The organism is Neorhizobium sp. P1_A6, from assembly GCF_056406795.1.
In genome coordinates this window covers 214,444-236,184 of record NZ_JBFTZM010000005.1, presented here as the reverse complement: position 1 = coordinate 236,184, position 21,741 = coordinate 214,444, and the positions used below count along the sequence as shown (strand labels likewise).

Below are 21,741 nucleotides of genomic sequence, written 5' to 3'. Positions count from 1 at the left end.
TTCCCGTCGTGCCAGAACAGGGAAAGCAAGGAGGCAGGCAGCCCGAAGACTGCCCGTCTTAGTCTTGGGAGAAGACGATCACTTCTTGGAGACGGACCAATATTCGTTGAGTGGGGGCGCGCTGTTGACCACAAGGCCCTCCACATTGGCACGCTGGAAAACGATCAGCTTGGGGCTGAACAGATAGGCGCCCGGGACTTTCTTGGCGATCTCTTCCTGCGCCTGGAAGTAAAGCTGCTTGCGGGCTTCCAGGTCGGAGGTCTGCTGAGCCTTCAGGATGAGATCGTCGAGCACCTTATCCTCCGGCATGCGGAAGGTCATGGCCGTGTTGGCGAGCGACGAGAGGTAACCGATGGTGATGTGGGCATCCGGGTCGTTGTACCACGGCTGGCGTCCGTCGAGCGCAACGTCGAACTGGCCGGAAGTCTGCAGCGCCCGCAGCGCCGGGAACTCGGTCTGCTGGATTGTGGCGTTAATGCCGATATCGGCAAGGTTCGCCTGCACGAAGGTGGCAACGGCACCCCAGAGCGGCCCCTGGAAGCTGTAGAGCTTCAGGTCAAGGCTCGACGGATCGACCTTGGCCTCCGCCAGCAGCTTCTTGGCGAGCGCCGGATCGTATTTCGGAGCCAGTTCCTTCATCTTCGGGTTAAAGGCCCAACTGTTCGTGGTCAGCGGACCATAGACGCGTTCGGCCGTGCCGCCGAAAACGCCCTTCAGCAGGCCGTCGTAGTCGATCGCATGCGTAATCGCCTGGCGTACCTTGACGTTGGCGAACGGGCCGTCCTTCTTGTTGTTGTTGAATTCGAGCTGACGAATGATCTGGCTCGACGTCTCGAGGATCTTGATATCCTTGTTCTTCTTCAGCGCCTCGATGTCCTCGGCGGCGATTGCAGACAGCTGGCCCTGCTGCTGGACGATATCGACACCGCCGCTCTCAAGCTCCAGACGGCGGGTGGAGGCGTCCGGAATGACGCGATAGATGATCTTCGAAAGTTTTGGGGCACCACGGAAATAGTCCGGATTGGCTTCCAGAACGACATTCGTATCGGCCTGCGCCCCTTTGAAGACGAACGGACCGGTACCGACCGGATTGGCGGCAAACTTGTCGCCGAATTTCTGCACGGCCGCGGGGCTGACGATGGCCGATTGCGGCTGCGCCAGAATGGACAGGAAGGCCGGGTAAGCAGCGGAAAGCGTGATCTTCACCTCGGTCGGGGATACGACGGCGATATCCTTGATCAGGTCGAACGTCGCCTTGACGTAGGAATTGGTAGCCTTGGTGCGCTCCAGCGAAAACTTCACCGCTGCCGCATCGAAAGGTGTGCCGTCCTGGAACTTGACACCATCCCGCAACTTGAAGGTAAATTCCTTGCCGTCGGCGGAAATGGTCCAGTTCGTCGCCAGACGTCCTTCGAGCTGCTTGAATTCCGGCGACGTCCAGGCGACCAGCGTATCGAAGACGTTGAGGATGATTTCGCTGCCGACAGGCTCCGCCTTGTTGCCGCCGGGCTCAAGGCCGACCGGATCGGAAGGAACCGCAACAACAAGCGTCTTCGACCGATCTTGAGCCTGCGCGTATGTGCCTGCCGATATCAGCGGCACGGCGACCACCGCTGCCGCAAAACCCTTCCAGATATTCATGCTACGACCCTTCTCTGGCCATGAGCTCTTTGGAACCCGTTCCCGTATATCGCATCAATCAGCGCCTGCATCCAACTGATATACTACGAGATATATCAATCGAATTTGAGCCTGTAAAGTCGAAGTGGCGCTGCTTTAGACAAAGAATATCTGCGCATATTTTTTGTGCCGAATGAGCGGTCCCCTCTCTACAACCGGCCACAATAGGAGAATTTCACGCCAAAAACGCTCGCCGTTTGAGCATCCTTCAATCAGAAAGGATCGGCACCCGTAATCACGGGACGCGTCGTATCTGAAACCCATGCGGACCACGATCCGGGATACATCGCCGCCGGTAGTCCGATGGCGGCAAGCGCAAGCACGGTGTGTGCGGCCGACATGCCGGCACCGCAATAAACGCCGACGTCGCAAAAGCCGTCGACGCCGAGAGCGCGGTACATTTCCCTCAGCGTAGCGCTGTCGGCGAAGTTGCCGTAGTCGGTAACGTTATCTGGGGCAGGCGCGCTGATCGCATGCGGAATATGGCCCCGCGCAGGCTGACCCTCCGCAACGGGACCACCGATGTAATTAGGCCGAATGCGCGCATCGAGAAGGATGCCCTCTTTCCCGAAGCGAAGAGCATCGCTCGCGTCAAACTCAGGCATGTGCCCCGGCGACAATACAATCGTGCTCGGCTGGACAGCGGTAACGGCGTCCGTCGTCGGGAGCCCGGCCGATACCCAGGCCGGAAACCCACCGTCTAATACGCGAACATCCGGCAGGCCCGCCCATTTCAGCACCCACCAGGCGCGGGCAGCCGTCATGCTGCGGTCCCCGTCATAGATGACGATCGTGCTTTCCGGCCGCAGCCCCCATCGGCGCGCCTTTTCCTGCAGGATATCGATCTCGGGAAGCGGGCGCTGCCCACCCTCCGCGGAGGGTGGCGATTGAAAATCAGAATAGGCTTCCGTATCGACCGCGCCTTCGATCCGCTGCCCCTTGAAGGACAGCTGGCCGGTATAAGGGTTGATCGAATGGACTGCCAGAACCGTCACATCCGCGCCGGATTTGCGCAACCCGTCTAGGTCGAACGGCGTGAGAAGAACTGATTTGCGAATGTCATCGGCCATGACACCATCTCCCGGAAATGGTCACTCCTTGAAATTATCCTCCTTCATTCGAACCTCCTTGGCAAGATGAAATATCTTACGTAATATCTTACGGTCACTTGACAGATATGGCCGTAGTGGAACGTGCCAGCCATCGCGCGGAGGTCGTGTATCTGGGAGAGATCGTCGAAGTAGGCTCGCGCGTGCAGATCTTCAGCAGCCCGCGGTCGTGAAGCAGAACTGACATCTCAAACGCCAGAAACGGCCCGTTAAAGCGAGATGCCTGGCTGCGGATTGGCGACCATCGCCGCAAACAGCCCCTTGCGGGTATTCTCGTTGTGCTCGATCATCGCAAGCCGGGCCTTCTCGCCGTCACGCTGCCTGAGAACCGCCACGATATGATGGTGGTCGTTAATCGTCTCCGGATTAATGTCGCGGATTCGTGTTCCCATGTAGAAAAGCCGGGCGCATTCCTCCAAGTGACTCATCACCAGCGAATGCAGACGCGGATTGCGCGACCCCTGAGCAATCGCAGAATGAAACATCTCGTTCGACGTCACGAACGTTTTGGTGCTGACATCTTCACCGACGACGTAACTGGCATCCGCCAACCGATCGAGCGCATCGAGTTCGTCTTCAGTCAGGCTTTGGGCGGCCAGAGCCGCTGCGGTCCCTTCGAGAACGCCCCGAACTGCAAAAAGGTCGTCCATATCCTTCAGGGTCACCGGAGTAACCCGATAGCCGCGACGGGGAAAAGCCTCCATCAACCCTTCGACGCAAAGCCGCGCGAGCGCTTCCCGCACCGGCGTCTTGCTCATCTGCAGCTGATCAGCCAGTTCCGGCTCGGAAACGTCCACACCAGGCGGAAGTACACCCGTTATTACGCGCTCACGTAATATCGCATAGGCCTGCTCCGTCAGCGATTTCCCACGCTTTTCAGATGAAACCGCCGACCTGCCAGTCCTGTTCACATCTCTCTCCATACCCCCGCGGGCCCCAACGCCTCTGCCTGGCCATGGATTTGTCTCCAGTGCCGAAAAGACGGGCGATGATTTCTAACATGGAATTCGATTGCGCCAATCCCGACCAGCATGTTTCGATACATGCCACGTCAGTAGTATACTACGTGGCATATCTATTTTGCGCAACACGCCCCTCTGGCGCCGAAATCGCTGCACGCTTTCGCGATCTGCATTAGCCGAATGTGCTGGTCCACTTGCCGCTGGCATGTGATTGGGCCATGGCGTGGACCACTCTCTCGATTTGGATGCCGTCCGAGAAATCCACGAGCCTCGCGGGTTTGCCACTCAGCGCGTTCAGGATCTCGTTGGCCTCGATAACCTTGAGTTCGTTAAAGCCAAGGCCATGGCCGGGTGCGGGTACGAAATGATTGTACGGAGTGTGGATGGGCGCGATCAGGACGGTCCGGAAACCCTGTATTTCTGCTTCGTCCGAGCGTTGGTACAGTTGGAATTCGTTGGCCCGCTCCTGATCGAAAAGAATGGACCCCTCTGTTCCAAGGATCTGAAGTGCAATCCGTCCCTTGCGCCCCCAGGCAGACCGATTGACGATCAACGTTCCTGTTAGCCCTTCCCGAAAACGCATCAGCGCAGAGGCGATATCAAAAGTCTCCACCTTCTTATCAACACCGTGAGCATCCTTCAGCGTCTCGTAGGGACGCGCCGCATCGGCCATGACCTCCACGGGAAGACCGCACAGGCGCTGCAGCAGAGACAAGGGGTGCACGGCAAAATCGTCGAGTGCCCCATGGCCGGACTCGGCCCGATGCTTGAGCGAATGCAGCATGTCCGGCGCTGCCATGAAGTCCTCGTCCATCTCGACGCGGATATTGGTGACACGCCCGATCCGCCCGTTCTTCACCAGCGTTTCGATCTGCCTGAATGCCGGGCTCTGAATGTAGTTGTAACCAAGAACGCAAAGACGATCGGTGCGCTCTGCAGCCATCAGCATGGCCTCGGCGTCTTGCAGCCCAGTGGACATGGGCTTTTCGCACCAGACATGCTTTCCCGCATCGAGCGCCGCAGTCGCCATATCTTTGTGGAACTGGTTCGGCGAGGTGATTGAAACGATCTGAACGTCGGGATCATCGATCACGGCACGCCAGTCACCCGAGGATTTCTCAAAACCGAATTCGGTTGCGCGCTGTTTCGCAAGGGTCTCATTGACCTCGCCGAGATGAACGAGGCGCGGTCGGATGTCCGTGCCGAAAGTGGCCGCGACCGAGTTCCACGCCAAGGCATGGCACTTCCCCATATACCCGGTACCAATCAGTCCAATGCCAAGTGTGTTCACGTTAAATCCTCGCCTAGAGTATTTCGGCGAGGCTGACGGATTGCCCCGACGCGAGTGACCGTGTCGCCGCTTCCGCCAACGCAAGCGCATTGACGCCGTCATCCAGCGAAACCGGCAGTGCCGATCCGGACGTGATGGCATCGACAAACGCATTCCATTCAATGGAATAGGCGCGCATATAGCGCTCGAGGAAGAAGAATTCCGGCTTGGCGCCCGTCACTCCGTCCCGGGTGGACTTGGTGATGGTGTTCTCCAGGATGTTGCCGGCGGACAGCAGCCCATCGGAGCCCAGCAGCTCGATGCGTTGATCGTATCCGTAGACCGCGCGACGGCTGTTCTTGATGACGGCGATGCGGCCATCGGCGAACTTGAGCGTGACGGCGGCGGTGTCGACATCGCCCGCCGCACCGATCTCGGGATCGACGATCGAGCTTCCGATGGCCGTCACCGTCTCGGGCGCGCCGCCGAAGATCCAGCAGGCCATGTCGAAGTCGTGGATCATCATATCCCGGAACAGGCCGCCGGAAACCTTGATGTAGGACACCGGAGGCGGTGCCGGATCGAAGGAGGTAATCGACAGCAATTCCGTCTTGCCGATGTCACCTCGGTCCGCGGCAGCCTTGAGCGCCGCGAAGTTCGGATCGAAGCGGCGATTGAAACCGATCATGACCGGTCTGCCCGTGGCAGCCGCCGCGATCTGGCAGGCGCGGGCCCGTTCGAGGCTGAGATCGACGGGCTTCTCGCACAGCACCGCCTTGCCGGCCTTCGTCGCCGCCTCTATCAAGTCCGAATGGGTGTCCGTCGATGTGGCGATAAGCACAGCGTCGATGGCGGGACCGTTGATGATGTCGAGGCTGGAAGCAGCCTCGGCTCCATACTGAGACGCGAGCTTTGTGGCGGCGTCCGTGTTGACATCCGAAACCGCGACCAGCGCACTTCCGGGATTGGACGTGATCGCTTTGGCGTGGACATTTCCAATCCGCCCCGCGCCGAGAAGACCAACTTTCAGCATTTTCGTTCCTTCTGACATGTGATCGCACGGGCCTGACAAACGGCCGCGCAACGAGGAGAGTGTTAAAGGGTAAAGGCTTGGCGGAAGCGGCTCAGCGCCAGCTCATCGTCCTCGGCCGGCCAGGCCTCAAGCCCGATGACGCCGGTGTAGCCCATGGCGTTCAGCGCGCGGGCGATGGCCGGGTAATTGATCTCTCCGGTGCCGGGCTCCATGCGGCCGGGCACATCCGCCACCTGGATTTCGCCGATGAATGGCAGCGCCCGACGGCAGAGCTCGATGAGATTCCCTTCGCCGATCTGGGCGTGGTAAAGATCGAGATTGAGCTTCAGCGACGGACGATTGATCGCAGAGACCAGGGCGATCGTGTCGGCGGCCTTGGCGAAAGGCGTTTTCGGGTGATCGACCGCTTCGTTGAGGTTCTCAAGAACGAACGTCACGCCTTCTTCCTCACCGAGATCCGCGATGCGATTGAGGGTGTCGCGTGCCTTCAGCCACATCGCGCCAGTGACGCCCTCCGACTTGAGCACCGGCAGCCCCTGCCCGTCGAGACCCGTCCCGTGCAAGTTGAGCCGGGGGCAACCGAGTTCCTTGGCAACGGTGATAGACAGACGCGCCGTCCTGATGAGTTCATCGGCGCCCTCATCGTCCGCGAGCGTGCCGGTGATGTACCCCGTCATCGACGAGAACGTCGCGCCGGACCGGGCAAGAGCAGGAATATCATGCTTGGTCCAGTCCCAGATCTCGGCGACGAAGCCAAGCTCGGTGATCCGCTTCAGCCGCTCCGTGAACGGCAAAGAGCGGAAAACCATTTCTGCACAGACAGCCAGCGTGAAGGGCCCCGGATGTGCATGCTCTTCTGTCATCATTACAATCCCGTTTCGTGAATTAGATGGTGCCGCCGAGCTCGTTGGAGAGCGCCTGCAACTCTTTGCCCCCGGCCATCATGTTTTGAAGCTCATCGATGGAAATCTCGCTCTTGGCATAGGTGCCCAGCGTCTTGCCGCGATTGAGGATGGTGAAGCGGTTGCCGACCGCGAAAGCGTGGCGCACATTGTGCGTGATGAAGATGACCCCAAGGCCCTTCTGCTGCACATGGTTGATGTATTTGAGAACCATGGACGTCTGTGCCACGCCCAGCGCAGATGTGGGCTCGTCGAGGATGAGAACCTTCGCCCCGAAATAGACCGCACGCGCGATCGCCACGCATTGCCGTTCGCYGCCGGATAAGGTTCCGACCGCCTGGTTCGGATCCCGAACATCGATCCCGATCTTGTGCATCTCCTCCCGGGTCACGGCATCGCAATGTTTGAAGTCGATGTAGCGGAAGGGCGGGATACCCTTGCGTGGCTCGCGCCCCATGAAGAAGTTGCGCGTTACGGACATGAGCGGAATCATGGCCAGATCCTGGTAGACGGTGGCGATGCCGGCATCGAGCGCATCACGCGGGCTGGAGAACGTGACAGGCTTTCCATCGACGAGCAGCTCGCCACCGGAAGGCTTGACCACGCCGGACAGCGTCTTGATCAGCGTCGACTTGCCGGCGCCATTGTCTCCGAGCAGGCAGAGAACTTCGCCTTCCAGCACCTTCATCGAGATCCCGGAGAGCGCAATGACGGAGCCATAGTGCTTCACGATGTCCCTGGCTTCGATGATCGGGGCCGGCGAATTGGATTGGATGTCGGCCATGCTCAGCGCTCCCCTGTAACCTTACGGCGAATGAAGTTGTTGAAGAGGACGGCAAGCAGCAGCATGGTGCCGAGAAAGACCTGAAACCAGTCGGAGTCGAACTTCGTATAGGTGAGGCCGATGGAGACGAGGCCGAAGATGATCGCTCCGAAAAAGGCGCCTATGGCCGAGCCGTAACCGCCTGTCAGAAGGCTTCCTCCGATGACGGCTGCGATGATGGCTTCGAACTCCTTCTGGAAACCGCGTCGCGCGTCCGTCGATCCGGCATCCAGCACCGTGATGATGGCGACGAGAGCAGCGGCGCATGCGGTCAAGGCAAAAAGCCCAGTCTTGACGCGATCGACGGGTACACCGGAGTTTCGAGCGGCATTGGCATCACCTCCGACGGCAAAGATCCAGTTTCCGACCCGGGTGCGCAGCAGGACCCACGTCGCAACGCCGGCAACCCCGACGAACCAGACCACGGAGACAGGCACGCCCGCGACCTTCGGCATGCCATTGTCGAATTTCTCGATCAGGTTGTTTTCGGCAAGCCAGGCAAAGAAACCCTGGAAGGCGAGGCCTGAAAACAGGCCGGCAATGGAGGTGTCTCCAACGGCTTCGCTGATACCGCGAAGCTGCGTAGATCCGCCGGTCGCCCATTTGAGGCCGACCAGTGTCAGTCCGCGCAGGATGAACAGGAAAGCCAGGGTGACAATGAACGAGGGAAGCCGGGTGCGGATGACGATCTGACCGTTCACCGCGCCCAGCAGAGCTGCGAAGAGCAAGGTAAATAGGATCGCGATCCAAAGTGGCTGGCCAAAATTGACCAGCAGGCCACCGAAAATCAGGCCGGCGAAGGCCACCATCGAGCCGATGGAAAGATCGAACTCTCCGCCGATCATCAGCATGGACGCCGCAATGGCAAGAATCCCCAGCTGGGATGCCGGCGCCAGGATGGTCATCATTCCCGACAACGAAAACATCGAGGCATCGGCGGTAAAGAAGAAAAAGATCACCACCATGACGAGGCCCGCGACTGCGCCAAGTTCAGGGCGCCGCATCAGGCTTGTCAGGACACTGACCTTCTTGAGGCGCTCGTCAGATTTTATCGATGCGGCTGGAGTTTTGCTAATTTCAGTCATGGTTCCTCCCGTGGGCGTCGCACGCCACAGCCATGCAGACAACGCGTAGGGTTGGTCGGCAGCCCCTCCTGCTGAAGGAGCGGCCGACACGTGCTAACGCGACAGAGGGTGGATCAGCGGATGCCCTTCGCCGACAGTTCGACGACCTGAGCCGCCTTATCCTTGGTGATCAGATTCGGACCCGATGGAACGTTGCCGCCGGGGATGAGGCCATATTTCGCATTATTGGCCAGAAAGACGGTCGACAAATAGCCCTGCAGGAACTGTTGCTGGTCGATCGCGAAGGCAGCTTCGCCGGCAGCAACAGCTTTCAGGAAATTGGCCGAAAGATCGAAGGTCGCCACATTGATCTTGCCGGTCTTGCCAGCGTCCTTGACCGCTGCGAGCGCAGGTTCACCGGCGGTGCTTGCGCCGAGAGCCATGATGGTATCGATGGCATTGTTGGCGCTCAGTGACGCCTTGACCTTGGCGCGAACTTCGGCCGGATCATTGGACACCGGCAACACGGTAACGGTACCGCCGAAGCCATCCGAGAAGCCCTTGCAACGCAGGTCGAGCGAGACGTTACCGACCTCCTGGTTGACGCAGATGCCGGTCTTGCCACCCATCTGTTTCAGCTTTTCACCGGCAGCCTTGCCTGCGCCGTACTCGTCTTGACCGACATGCAGCAAAGCACCGAGTTTCTTGGAAACATCGGACCCGGAGTTAATGGAAATCACCGGAATACCGGAAGCCACCGCCTTTTCGATCGAGCGTCCGAGAGCCGAAGCATCCGGGATCGACACGATCAGCCCGTCCGGCTTCTGGTTCACCGCAGCGTCGATCAGCTGGCTCATAGCCACCATGTCGAATGTCTCAGGCGCGCGATAATCGACCTGAACGCCGGCATCTTTGGCGCCGGCTGTCACGCCATTCTTGACCACCGACCAAAAGGGATCGTTTGCTTGGCCATGCGTGACGGCGATGATCTTGATATCTTTTGCGTATGCGAGACTGTCAGCACCCGCAACGGCTGCAACGATCGAAACGCCGAGCGCGAGTTTCTTGATAAGCGATTTCATGCTCTTTCCTCCCATTGACGCGGCTAGGCCTGCGTCGCTCCTCTATCCGACGTGGACCTCCCCCCGCCGTTTCCATTGCTAGGCCGCAATAGATTTTGCTACCGGTAGCAACCGTAAAATTCATATCAGTTAGCCTCAATATGTCAACTCAATAATTCCAATTTTTGGCACAACGGAATATCCATTCCACGCGATAAGTCAGGGTGAGGTCAGTATGGCGAAGCGAGTAACAGCGGAAGATGTGGCGCGATCTGCAGGTGTCTCGAAGTGGACCGTCATTCGCGCGTTTACGCCGGGGGCTTCGATCGCCGAAAAAAGTCGATTGAGGGTTCTGGAGGCCGCGGAGAGCCTGAACTACCGGCCGAACTTGCTGGCACGCAGCTTGGCGACCAACCTGACACACCAGGTCGCGATCCTGGTCGATGATTTCAAGAACCCACACAAACTGCCAGTTCTCGAGATTTTGACTTGGCAACTTCAGTCAGAAGGCTTGTTGACGGTCCTTATCAACATCAATGAACATTTCGACCACGTGCAGGCGCTGTTGGATGCCGGCCAGCGTCAAGTCGATGCCATCATCTTGTTCGGCACGGCGTTCCGACCAGAGATGCTGGAGGACGATCGGATACAGGGCGGGGCCCCGCTTTACGTTTTGGCCCGCGATAGCCAGATACCGAATGTCCCCGCGATCACATGCGATACGCCGCTGGCGATGCGAGAACTATGCGAGTATTTTTATTCTAAAGGATATCGACGTCCCGCTTTTCTGTCCGGCGCCAAAACCCTTTCCACCGCGTTGGGCCGACGCCGCGCGTTCAACGCTTTCTGGGAAGCCCATGGCGCTAAGTCTGTGCTTGGTGTTTCGGCAGCATCCTACAGTTCAGGACACGGATTTGAGGCCGCAAGGATCTTGTTTCAGGAGACCCCACGCGAGCAATGGCCGGATCTTCTCATGTGTGAAAACGATGCTCTGGCCTTCGGCGCGATCGATTACGTCCGCAGTACCCTGAAACTCCGTATTCCGGATGATATTGCGATTGCCGGTTTCGACAATACTCCCCTCGCCGCCTCCCCTGCCTATGACCTGACGACATACGAGCAGCCCGCTATCGAAATGGTAGCGGCAATCCTGTCTATGATACTCGGGAGAGAGCCACGAGAAAACAAAGCCTTCAGGGGGAAACTTATCCCAAGATCAACTGCTTAGCATTCGACAAATACGACCCCGCGACAGGATCGGAATGGCGGCCTCGAAGGGGCCGGCGATCCCCGCTCGGTCAGTTCGCCGACGGTCTGTGCCATGCCGGCAGGTGGAGGGAAGTTCAGTCGAAAAAGCCCGTATCCTCTTCCCTGAGATATTTCCTGGCCCCTTCAGGGTCGATATCGAGGCCCAGACCCGGCGCTTCCAGTAGGTCCACCATGCTGTCCTTGACGATCTGCGGTGGCAAGCCGATCACCAGGTCCTCCCACCAGGGGTCGGAGGCGGTCGGATATTCGAAAGCGACGTAATTTGCCGGCAACGTGGCGCAGACATTGATCAACGCGCCAAGCCCCAGCAGGCCGTTGGCGGTGCCGTGCGGTGCCATTAGGATCGAGTGCATGTAGGCGTGCTCGGCGACCCATTTGAGCTCGGCAATGCCGCCAATATCGGCTGGATCGGGGCCGATGACGCGTACCGCCTGCGTCTCGATCAGTTCCTTGAAATTGTGCCGCAGGTAGATCTGTTCCCCAGTGTGAATAGGCGTCGAGGTTGAGGTTGTCAGCTCCCGATAGGCCTGCGGATTGACCCACGGCACGTAGTCGCCGGTCAGCATGTCCTCGAGCCACATCAAATTGTACTTCTCGACCGCGCGAGCGAACTTGATCGCATCGGGCAGCATCCAGCCCGGGCCGCAGTCGAGCGCCAGGCTGACCTTGTCGCCCAGCACTTCCTTCATCGCGATCACGCAGTCGAGCATGTGATTGAAACCACGCTCGCTGATCACGCCCTGATCCATGGCACCGTGATAACCAGCCTTCTTCTGCGTCACGCCGTAGTGGAAGTCCTCGACGGTGTCCTTCATGTTGGAGTGGAACGAGATTCCTTGCTTGACCATGAAGAAGTTCTGCGGCTGCTCCATCATCCATTTGACGTCAGCGGCGTAATCCTCCGGCCGGTCGCCCGTGCGTGTCCGGCGGACCGAACCATTGTAGACGCGCACCTTGTCCCGCACCTTGCCGCCGAGCAGTTTATAGACGGGCACGCCCGCGGCCTTGCCGGCAATATCCCAAAGCGCATGCTCAATAGCGCTCACCGCCGCGCCGTACGGCTTGAAAGAGCCGCGTTGGCGAATCTTCAGCATGACTCTCTCGACGTCGGTGGGATCCTCGCCGATCAGCGCCTCGCGGAAATGCAGCACCCAGGGCTTGAGGTAGGGCTTGGTAAATTCGACTTCACCCAAGCCATAGAGGCCTTCGTCCGTAACGATGCGGACGATCGGATGTCTGCCGATAACGGCGCAGCGGAGATCGGTGATCTTCATCTTCGTTCCTTTTAGCCTCAGCTCCAGGTGCGATCCCAGGAATACTCATCGTCCCAGTGGTCCGTAGGCTGCCAGATGCCGGCGACACCCGGCTGCAGATGCTGCGAGATCACCTCGTCGACAACGTCGTCAATCCCCAGGCCCGGCTTGTCCGAAACGGTGATGAAGCCGTCCTTCACCAACGGCTTGGGAAGGCCGGTGACGATATCGTCCCACCAGTCGACATCGGCGGAATGGTATTCGAGCGCCATGAAATTTTCGGTCGCGGTGGCGACATGCGCAGCGGCCATTGCTGCGATCGGACTTTCCGCCATGTGGATGGCCATGGCGACACCACGGTCCTGCGCCATATCGCCGATCTTCTTGGTCTCAAGAATACCCCCACTGGTGAGCAGGTCCGGGTGGATCACGGAGACGCCGCCGCTGTTAAGCAGAGGCTCGAAGCCTTCCTTGAGGTATATGTCCTCACCAGTGCAGATTGGCACCGTGGTGGCGTCCTGCAGTTGTCGGTATTGCTCGGTATACTGCCATGGGATCACATCCTCGAGCCAGGCGGGCACGTATTTTTCAATTCGCCTGGCAAGGCGAATGCCGTTCTGCATCGATATATGGCCGATATGGTCGATCGCAAGCGGCACATCCATGCCGATGACCTCACGAACCTCGGCAATGTATTGCTCCAGGAAGTCGAGGCCCTTGTCGGAAAAGTGGAGGCCGGTGAACGGGTGCGGGACGTTATGCAAATCGTATACAGCGTTGCGGAGGCGCCGCTCCTCCATGGTCTTCAGCGGACCGCGGCCGGGGTGGTGGCGGTACCCTTCAAGTGAGCCGGCAGGAGACACGACCGCACCGGGCACATCCGCGATCTGCATCAATCCCAAATCCATCTTGAGGAAGGTGAATCCGAGCTCCATGCGCTGCTTGAGGCGTTTACCGGTCTCGGTACCGCTCGGCACGGTAGCGTCGGTATCGCAATAGACGCGCACCTTCTCCCGAAACCGGCCGCCGAGCATCTGGTAGACAGGGACGCCATAGGCCTTGCCGGCAAGATCCCACAAGGCGATTTCGACCGCCGACACGCCGCCGCCTTGCCGGCCGTGCCCGCCGAACTGCTTGATCCGTCGAAACAGGCGATCGATGTCGCAAGGGTTCTCGCCAAGCAACCGGCTCTTCAGCATCAGCGCGTAGGTGGCGCTGGCACCGTCGCGCACCTCGCCAAGCCCGACAATGCCCTGATTAGTGTAAATCTTAAGCAGCACCGAGGTGAACGGCGCGCCGACAATTTCGGCTACCCGCATGTCGGTGATGCGAAGGTCGGACGGCTTGGAACGCGTGTTCACCCGGTTGAGCGCCTCGTCGGCTCCATTTGCTTCTGGCATGATTTATCCTCGTTCTGGTCGGCGGTGCTCGTCGTCACGCACGCTGAGGCGGCGTAGAGCGTTGTTAGCTAGTGCAGCTCTATCTCGTGATTTTGAAGGTAGTCGCGGTTCATTTCGACGCCGAGACCAGGCCTAGGCGTAAGCTTGAGGCTGCCGTTCGAAACATCGAGTGGTCTGTCGATGAGGTGATCGTATTTGCCCAGGTTCCACTCTGACGTTTCAAGTTTGTAGAAATTGGGAACGGTCATCATCACCTGCGCTCCCGCAACCACGTTGATCGGCCCTGCGGCGTCATGCGGCGAGACCGGGATGTAGTAGGCTTCGCATAGGGCGGAAATCTTCTTGAGTTCGGTAATGCCGCCGGTCCAGGTGACGTCCGGCATGATGTAGTCGGCGAGCTTGTTTTCGAGCACCGGCACGAAATCCCACTTCGTGTGGCCGCGCTCGCCCCACGAGATGGCGGCGCTGACCTTCTCACGGACCTGCTTGAGAGCGCTGAGGCTCTCCGGTGGACAGGGCTCCTCGAACCAGTCGATCTGACCAGCTTCCTCGAGGCTCCGACAAAGGCGAATGGCGGTGGGAACGTCGAACCGGCCATGCGCATCGATGAGGATGTCCACATCAGAGCCGGCCGTTTCGCGGATCAGAGCAGTGAGTTCGGCGGCTTCGCGCTCATCCTTGCGGGTCATGCTGCCATCGAGGTAGCCGTCCCGTTGTTCGCGAGACTGTCCATCGGCAGTGCGGCCCTGGTGGGGGAAAGGATCGAACTTGAGCGCAGTGTGGCCGGACTCGACGATGTCCCGAATTTCCCGGACCACAGCCTCTTTGCTGGTAAACTTGGCCTGGTTGGGATGGGTGTAGAGCGCGATTTCATCACGTACCGGTCCGCCCAACAACTCGTAAATCGGCTGACCTAGAACTTTGCCTCGGATGTCCCAAAGGGCTATGTCGATGGCACTTACGCATTCGACTGCGGCGCCACGACTGCCCATGTAGGTGAAGCTGCGGAATATCTTGTGCCACAGATACTCGATACGTGCCGGGTCCTCGCCTGTCAAAGCGGCACCGATCTGCCGCAGGATCGTGCAGAGGGCGCGATTGGCGAGCTTTGTCGTGGTGGTGATCTCTCCCCAGCCGCTCACCCCCTCGTCGGTCGTCACTTCGACGAACAGATACTCTCCCCAATAAGACGCATCGGATCTGATTAGCCACGGCCGAACGCTGGTGATTTTCATCTCAACTGCCTTTATCTGAAGTGGTCGTCATGACGTTGTTCAAGGCTATGAATTCTATCCTGCCCAAGCGGCGCTACGCGCACGCATGTGTTCGAGGATGTGCCGCCCGGAGCCTTCGACATGGCGTGCGATGAGTTCGGCCGCCTCGTTCGCATTTCCCGCTTTTACATGCGCGATGAGCTCGCGATGTTCGCTAAGGATCGCGGCACGCCGGGCAAGCGTGAAGTTGAAACGCCGGCTCACGGCTCGAAGCACTTCGCGATGCTTCCACCAAAGCTCGGCGGCATGGTGGTTGTAGTGCTTCTGGTACATTACGGTGTGAAAGGCGGTGTCCAACTCGCTGTGCCTGAACGTATCGGCAAAGTCGTTCTCTTCAATCAGGCCTTGGATGCGTTCGAGTTCAGCAATGTCCTCGACGGTGGCCATATTCACGAACCATCGCGTCAGTGCCGGCTCGATCAGGACTCCTATCTCGTAGATGTCCCGAACAAAATCCTGATCTATAGGCCGGACGCGCGCTCCACGGTTGGGAACGAAGGTTACGAAGCCCTCCCCGCGCAACAGTTGCAGAGCCTCGCGCACGGGGTTGGTTGAGGTACCGTGGCGCCGGGCAAGATCGGTGACCACAAGCCGCTCGTTGGCAGCGAGCCGCCCTTCGATAATGTCGTCCCTGATCAGTTGATAAAGCGACGCGCCTTCGCTGGAGGCCCCGATGGCGTCGATCCCTTCGGGTGGCTGCGCTTTAAAATCACTCGTAACGGCCAAAGCTATCCCCAATCAATACACAGATTGCTCGGATATCACGCAAGGCTTCCATAAACAATGTACGATTTCTTTAGTTGACAGGTAATCTGTGATCTGAAAACGTATGATATGGTCGAAGGGATACATTAGGTGGAAAGTCCCACGGCCGGGGAGCAAAGACCGCTCGCTTCACACAGAGCGGCATGGGAGAAATCTGGGAGGATACCTATGACGAGTACTTCACTCGGCGGTGCTGTCGTGCGCGGCACTGTGTCCACTGCTTTGCTGGTATCGTTGATGTCTGCGTCTGCGCTGGGTGCGCCGGTCGACTTGAGCAAGTGGTCGCCGCAATATGTGCGCTCCATTGCCGGTACACAGGATTTTGACACGGCGGCCGACTGCGCCAAAGTCACCCCGCTCGACTACAAGGGGCGACTGACATTCTGGTATCAGGGTGTGTTCGAGGGCGACCCCGACCTGCTGCGCCAGTATTACAAGGACTTCTTTGCGACCTTCCGCAAAACCTATCCGAACATCCAGCTCGAGGATCAAGCCCTCACCTACAACGACCTGCTGGACAAGTTCCGGACCGCGCTCCTTGGCAATGCGGCGCCCATGGCGGTCCGCCTACAAATCCTGGGCGGCACCGAATTCGCCTCGAAGGGCTATCTGCGGCCGCTCAAACCCGAGGATATCGGGTATGCGACCGATGATTTCTGGCCCGGTGCAATGAAGGCCGTAACCTGGGAGGGCGTGACCTACGGTATCCCGACCAATAATGAGACGATGGCGTTCATCTGGAACGCCGACATCTTCAAGCGCGCGGGCCTCGATCCGGACAAGGCTCCGGCAACATGGGACGATGTCGTCAAATATTCCAAGCAGATCCACGACAAGCTCGGCATTGCCGGTTACGGCCTGGTGGCGCGCAAGAATGCCGGCAATACACCGTACCGTTTCATGCCGCAGCTGTGGGCCTATGGCGGCGGCGTTTTTGACGAGGCCAACGCGAACCCGACTTACAAGCAGGTCGAGCTGAACAGCGCGCAGAGCAAGGCGGCGCTGCAAGCCTCCTATGATATGTATGTTCGCGACAAGTCGGTTCCGGTTTCGGCACTCACCAATCAGCAAGCGGATAATCAGCCGCTCTTCCTCGCTGGCCAGCTCGCCATGATGGTCTCGCACCCGTCCGACTATAACGTCATGCTCGACTTGCAGAAGAAGACGACGGGTACCGACAAGGACAAGGCGCAGACCGTCATCGACAACATGCGCTACGGTCTGATACCGACTGGCCCGAACGGCAAGCGTGCCGTCGTGTTTGGCGGCTCGAACATTCACATCCTCAAGCCCGAATATGTCGAAGGCGGCAAGGTAGACGAGCCGGCTGCAAAGGCTATCGGCTGCATGTGGGCGAGCCCCGAATGGTCGCTGAAGATGGCCTATGCCGGCTCAAACCCGGGAAATCTCAACGGCTTCAAGACCAAATGGATGAAGGAGCGCTTGGACAGCATCAAGTTCCTTGATGTCACGACTTCCATGCTGCCTTACGGCATCCCGTTCCCGGCGCTGCCGCAGTCGCCGGAAATCATGAACATCATCGTCCCGGACATGCTGCAGAATGCGCTGACCGGCACCATGACCGTTGACCAAGCAGCGGAAGACGCAGCCAAGAAGGTGAAAAACCTGACGGCCGGCGGACTTTAGTCCATGCCTGACGATCTGACCGGCCGCGCTGAGGCTGCGGCCGGTTTTTTCCGAAAAATGGGGGCATGGCACCGTGACGATCTTGACTGGCAAGGCCGAGACCAGCCGTAGACTGCGACCCGAAGGGCCCGGTCTGCTGCGAAAGGTTTGGGAATATCGCGCCGACTACGCCTATGTGCTCCCTGCAATCGCCGTGATGCTCATCGTCATAGCCTATCCGATCTACTACACGATCGAGCTTTCGTTCTTCAATACACCGCCTGGCCTACAGCTCCGGGACAAGATTTTCGTCGGCCTTAACAACTACACCGCGATCCTCACAAGTCCGGTGTTCTGGACGGTCACCCGGAACACGCTTATCTGGACAGCGGGATCCACTTTGATCTCATTTGTCCTCGGGTTTGCCAGCGCACTGGCGCTCCATCGTGACTTTGTCGGCCGTGGCATCTTGCGAGCCATCCTGATCATTCCCTGGGTCATCAGCGCGGTCGCCGCGTCCTATATCTGGAAATGGATCTACCATTCGGACTTTGGGATTATCGGCGCGGTACTGGTCGGCCTGGGATTGGCCGACCGACCGCCGAATTTCATCGACAGCGTCAACACGGTGCTGCCCTCCCTGATCGTCGTCAATATCTGGCGGGAGTTTCCGTTTGCCATGATCATGATGATGGCTGGCCTGCAAACAGTACCCGATCAGTTGCTGCGCGCGGCAAAAGTCGACGGAGCCAATGCATGGCAGCGGTTCTGGCACGTCACCTTCCCGCACCTGAGAAACGTCTCGACCGTGACGATCCTTCTCCTGGCAGTGGCCAACTTCAATTCCTTCATTATCCCCTGGATCATGACCGGCGGCGGGCCGTCGAACGCATCGCATATCTGGATCACCCACATTTATGAGCTCGCCTTCGGCCGCCAGCGCTGGGGAGTGGCATCGGCCTATTCAGTGCTGCTGTTCCTGATCCTGATGTCGCTCGGCTACTTCTACGTCCGTGCGCTAAGCGGCAACGAGCGGAAGGATGGGAGCGCATGAGCACGATTGCTGAGACTGCTCCCCGAAGCCAGGCCCGTCGCCGTGTGCGCATCGACGGATGGCGGTGGGGTGGACGCATCTTCCTCGCGTTCATGCTGCTTTACACTGCGCTGCCGATGATCTGGATGCTGATCACCTCGATCAAGTCCGGCTTCGCAGCCATGCAATTCCCGCCGCAATGGTGGCCTGACCAACCGACCCTTGCCAGCTACGAGAAGCTCCTCGACCCGCAAAACAGCGTAGGCCAGGACTTCCTCCGTTTCTTCTGGAACAGCCTTTTCGTCTCCACGACCACGACTATCCTTTCGGTGATCGTGGCAGTTCCTGCGGCCTACGCGTTTTCGCGCTTCACCTTCCCGGGTCGGAACTTTCTGTTCTTCGCCGTCTTGCTTCGCAACATGTTCCCGGCGGTGATCTTCCTCGTGCCGCTGTTCATCCTGATGCGCGCGATCGGCTTGGTGAACACGCATGGGTCGCTCATTCTCACCTACCTCACATTCGGCCTGCCGCTGGCAATCTGGCTCCTCAAGGGCTTCTACGACAATATCCCTGTGCAGCTCGAGCAGGCGGCGCGCATCGACGGGGCAACGCGGTTCCAGGCCTTTGTCCTGATCGTGATGCCGCTCTCGACGCCGGGCATCATCGCCACGGCGATCTATTCCTTCATCGGTGCGTGGAACGAATACATCTACGCCTACACATTCCTCTCCAAGAATGAGCAGTTGACACTGCCGGTCGGCATCCAGCGCTTCTTCTCGGAAAATACCACGGACTTTCCGGGCCTGATGGCGGCGAGCTTCATGATGAGCGTGCCCGTCGTGGTCCTGTTCCTCCTCCTCCAACGATATTTCGTACGCGCCCTCACGGAAGGCGCAGTCAAGCACTAGGGAGTTGCCGGTGGCCCACGTGGTCCTCAATGATCTCGTCAAGACCTATGGCAGCTTCAAAGCTGTCAACAATGTTTCGCTGACGGTCAACGACGGCGAATTCGTTGCGCTCGTCGGCCCTTCGGGCTGCGGCAAGACAACCACCCTCAATCTTGTGGCGGGGCTCATCCCCATCACATCTGGCGACATCGTCATCGGCGAGCGGGTGGTCAACGACCTCGACCCCAAGGACCGGGACATCGCAATGGTGTTCCAGAACTACGCGCTCTATCCGCAGAAATCGGTCTACAAAAACCTGGCGTTCCCGCTGCAGATGCGCAAACTGCCAAGGGACGAGATCGACAAGAAGGTCAGGGAAGCAGCGCGCGTGCTCGACATGACCCAGCTGCTCGAGCGCAAGCCACGCGAACTTTCGGGCGGGCAACAGCAGCGCGTGGCGCTCGGCCGTGCCCTCGTCCGCGATCCGGCGGTATTCCTGATGGATGAACCACTCTCCAACCTCGACGCGAAGCTGCGCGTGCAGATGCGTTCGGAGATCAAGCGTTTCCATCAGGACCTCAAGGCAACGATCATCTATGTGACGCACGACCAGCTCGAAGCCGTGACCATGGCGGACAGAATGGCGGTGATGAACGGCGGTTACCTTCAGCAATACGCTTCACCGGCGCAGGTGTTTGCACATCCGGTGAACATGTTCGTCGCCAGCTTTGTCGGCAGCCCGGCGATGAGCCTTGTTCCGCTGGAGGCATCAACGGCGAGCGGCGACACTGTGTTGACAAGCGCGGAGGGCTGGCGCCTCGAGCTCTCGCCACACAACGCCCGGAAGGTCGCGACGGCAACCACCAAGAAAGTCGTGCTCGGCGCACGCCACTCGACGATCAAGCTGCACAAGAGTGCGGTGCCAGGAAGCGTTCCTGCCAAGGCCTACACGGTGGAGCCGACCGGAGACGTCACCTTCGTACAGGCGTTCCTGTCTGGCGCCATCGTCAACGTCAGCGTGCCGCCGACCATTGCCGTCGCGCCCGACGAACCGATCTGGCTCGAGTTCGACCAGGAGCGGATGCATCTGTTCGACGGCGAAACAGAAATGGCCCTCATGGCCAGCTGAGACAGGCCAGATACGTGTGAAACAGGGTGTAGATGACTACGAAGCTTAAAATCACCGCTATCAAGCCCTATCCGGTATGGATCGGAATACGCAACCAGATGCTCGTCAAGGTCGAGACCGACAACGGCATCTTCGGATGGGGCGAGAGCGGCTTGAGCGGTCGCGAGAAGGCCGTGGCCGGTGCGATCGAGCACTATCGCGAGTTTCTCATCGGCCGCGACCCGATGCAGATTGGTCGGATCTGGCAAGAAGTTTATCGCAGCCAATATTTCGAAGGCGGGCGCGTTCTGCAGGCGGCGATTTCCGCCATCGACATTGCCCTTCACGACATCAAAGGCAAGGCGCTGGGGGTGCCGGTCTACGAACTGCTGGGCGGTAAGCAGCGCGACCGCATTCCTACCTTCGCTTCGACCGGTGACGAGGCCGAGGGCGATATTGCCATCGAACGAGCCCGCGAACTACGCGCGCAGGGGTGGCAGGCGATCCGTTTCTTCCCCATCGGGCAAAACAACAAGGACATTTTTGAGCCCCGCGAGTCGATCGGCGCTACCGCGAATATGCTAAACAAGGCGCGAGAAGCGCTTGGCGATGACGTCGTCCTCGGCATCGACTATCACCATCGGCTGTCGGTGGCAGAGGCGGCGAGCTTCTGCAACAAACTCGGCCGGGGCGTGCTTGATTTCCTCGAGGAGCCAATACGGGACGAGACACCGGAAGCTTACGAATCCCTGCGCACGATGACCGACATCCCGTTCGCCATCGGCGAGGAATTTGCCAGCAAGTGGCAGTTCCTGCCCTACATCGAGCGCGGCATCCATCAGTTCAACCGGCTCGATGTTTGCAATGTGGGCGGGCTCACCGAAGCAATGAAGGTCGCTGGTTGGAGCGAGGCGCACTATGTGGACCTGATGCCGCACAATCCCCTCGGCCCGGTCTGCACGGCCGCGACCATCCATCTCGCCGCCGCGGTACCGAATTTCGCTTGGCTCGAGACCAGGGCGCCCGAAGCAAAGCTGGGCTTCGATAATTCCGACTTCTTCCCCGTGCAACCGCGGCTCGACGGCCCCGACTATCCGGTCAGCGATCTGCCGGGGCTCGGCGTCGAGGTCAACGAAGAGGCGGTCAAGGCGGAGAGCTTTCGTTTCTGGGAAGCGCCTCACCTGAAGCGCCGCGACGGTTCTGTCACAAACTGGTAGTTTCA

General features: G+C 59.2%; 19 protein-coding genes. 6 read left to right on the top strand and 13 right to left on the bottom strand.

What is annotated here, in order from left to right:
* Positions 1-78: 78 nt before the first annotated feature.
* From AC1D3C_RS12850 to AC1D3C_RS12810, 9 genes are all read right to left on the bottom strand, one after another.
* Entirely contained in the window at positions 79-1,641 is a 1,563-nt protein-coding gene (locus tag AC1D3C_RS12850; protein ID WP_477483154.1) for an ABC transporter substrate-binding protein, read from the bottom strand.
* Between the two features lie 251 nt (positions 1,642-1,892).
* Positions 1,893-2,750 carry a sulfurtransferase gene (locus AC1D3C_RS12845; protein WP_477483153.1) on the bottom strand — a complete coding sequence of 286 codons (858 nt, stop codon included), beginning with the start codon at positions 2,748-2,750 and terminating at the stop codon, positions 1,893-1,895.
* Positions 2,751-2,998: 248 nt separating this feature from the next.
* A complete protein-coding gene (locus AC1D3C_RS12840; protein WP_477483152.1) occupies positions 2,999-3,700 on the bottom strand; it encodes a GntR family transcriptional regulator in 702 nt (233 codons plus the stop codon).
* Positions 3,701-3,923: 223 nt separating this feature from the next.
* Positions 3,924-5,042, bottom strand: coding sequence for a Gfo/Idh/MocA family protein (locus AC1D3C_RS12835; protein ID WP_477483151.1), 1,119 nt, complete (start codon positions 5,040-5,042; stop codon positions 3,924-3,926).
* 13 nt (positions 5,043-5,055) lie between these two features.
* Complete coding sequence (gene iolG, locus AC1D3C_RS12830) at positions 5,056-6,054, bottom strand: inositol 2-dehydrogenase (protein WP_477483150.1); 999 nt, start codon at positions 6,052-6,054, stop codon at positions 5,056-5,058.
* Positions 6,055-6,116: 62 nt separating this feature from the next.
* Entirely contained in the window at positions 6,117-6,920 is an 804-nt protein-coding gene (locus AC1D3C_RS12825; RefSeq protein ID WP_173426755.1) for a TIM barrel protein, read from the bottom strand.
* A gap of 19 nt (positions 6,921-6,939) precedes the next feature.
* Positions 6,940-7,740: an ATP-binding cassette domain-containing protein gene (locus AC1D3C_RS12820; protein WP_477483149.1), complete on the bottom strand. Its 801-nt coding sequence runs from the start codon at positions 7,738-7,740 to the stop codon at positions 6,940-6,942.
* Positions 7,741-7,742: 2 nt separating this feature from the next.
* Positions 7,743-8,864, bottom strand: coding sequence for an ABC transporter permease (locus tag AC1D3C_RS12815; RefSeq protein WP_247135818.1), 1,122 nt, complete (start codon positions 8,862-8,864; stop codon positions 7,743-7,745).
* A 113-nt stretch (positions 8,865-8,977) separates the two neighbouring features.
* Positions 8,978-9,925 (bottom strand): sugar ABC transporter substrate-binding protein, encoded by a 948-nt coding sequence (locus AC1D3C_RS12810; protein ID WP_477483148.1) that lies wholly within the window; start codon positions 9,923-9,925, stop codon positions 8,978-8,980.
* A 214-nt stretch (positions 9,926-10,139) separates the two neighbouring features.
* On the opposite strand from AC1D3C_RS12810, the gene AC1D3C_RS12805 reads away from it, so the two are divergent.
* Positions 10,140-11,132 (top strand): LacI family DNA-binding transcriptional regulator, encoded by a 993-nt coding sequence (locus AC1D3C_RS12805; RefSeq protein ID WP_477483147.1) that lies wholly within the window; start codon positions 10,140-10,142, stop codon positions 11,130-11,132.
* Positions 11,133-11,247: 115 nt separating this feature from the next.
* Here AC1D3C_RS12805 and AC1D3C_RS12800 read toward each other — a convergent pair whose 3' ends face one another.
* From AC1D3C_RS12800 to AC1D3C_RS12785, 4 genes are all read right to left on the bottom strand, one after another.
* Positions 11,248-12,447 (bottom strand): mandelate racemase/muconate lactonizing enzyme family protein, encoded by a 1,200-nt coding sequence (locus AC1D3C_RS12800; protein WP_477483146.1) that lies wholly within the window; start codon positions 12,445-12,447, stop codon positions 11,248-11,250.
* Between the two features lie 17 nt (positions 12,448-12,464).
* The gene (locus tag AC1D3C_RS12795; protein ID WP_477483145.1) at positions 12,465-13,826 is read right to left on the bottom strand and encodes a mandelate racemase/muconate lactonizing enzyme family protein; all 1,362 of its coding nucleotides are present in this window, start codon (positions 13,824-13,826) and stop codon (positions 12,465-12,467) included.
* A 68-nt stretch (positions 13,827-13,894) separates the two neighbouring features.
* Positions 13,895-15,061: a mandelate racemase/muconate lactonizing enzyme family protein gene (locus AC1D3C_RS12790; protein WP_477483144.1), complete on the bottom strand. Its 1,167-nt coding sequence runs from the start codon at positions 15,059-15,061 to the stop codon at positions 13,895-13,897.
* Between the two features lie 54 nt (positions 15,062-15,115).
* On the bottom strand, positions 15,116-15,826 hold the full coding sequence (locus tag AC1D3C_RS12785; protein WP_247032247.1) for a GntR family transcriptional regulator: 711 nt from the start codon (positions 15,824-15,826) through the stop codon (positions 15,116-15,118).
* 207 nt (positions 15,827-16,033) lie between these two features.
* On the opposite strand from AC1D3C_RS12785, the gene AC1D3C_RS12780 reads away from it, so the two are divergent.
* The 5 genes from AC1D3C_RS12780 to AC1D3C_RS12760 all read left to right on the top strand — a co-directional run bounded on the left by AC1D3C_RS12780 (position 16,034) and on the right by AC1D3C_RS12760 (position 21,736).
* A complete protein-coding gene (locus AC1D3C_RS12780) occupies positions 16,034-17,512 on the top strand; it encodes an ABC transporter substrate-binding protein (protein WP_247032239.1) in 1,479 nt (492 codons plus the stop codon).
* Between the two features lie 73 nt (positions 17,513-17,585).
* Positions 17,586-18,545, top strand: a complete 960-nt coding sequence (locus AC1D3C_RS12775; protein WP_477483143.1) for a carbohydrate ABC transporter permease — start codon at positions 17,586-17,588, stop codon at positions 18,543-18,545.
* Positions 18,542-19,432 carry a carbohydrate ABC transporter permease gene (locus AC1D3C_RS12770; RefSeq protein ID WP_038544815.1) on the top strand — a complete coding sequence of 297 codons (891 nt, stop codon included), beginning with the start codon at positions 18,542-18,544 and terminating at the stop codon, positions 19,430-19,432. The genes AC1D3C_RS12775 and AC1D3C_RS12770 overlap by 4 nt, the downstream gene beginning before the upstream one ends.
* 10 nt (positions 19,433-19,442) lie before the next feature.
* Positions 19,443-20,540: an ABC transporter ATP-binding protein gene (locus AC1D3C_RS12765; protein WP_477483142.1), complete on the top strand. Its 1,098-nt coding sequence runs from the start codon at positions 19,443-19,445 to the stop codon at positions 20,538-20,540.
* Between the two features lie 32 nt (positions 20,541-20,572).
* Positions 20,573-21,736, top strand: a complete 1,164-nt coding sequence (locus AC1D3C_RS12760) for a mandelate racemase/muconate lactonizing enzyme family protein (protein WP_477483141.1) — start codon at positions 20,573-20,575, stop codon at positions 21,734-21,736.
* Positions 21,737-21,741: the final 5 nt, after the last annotated feature.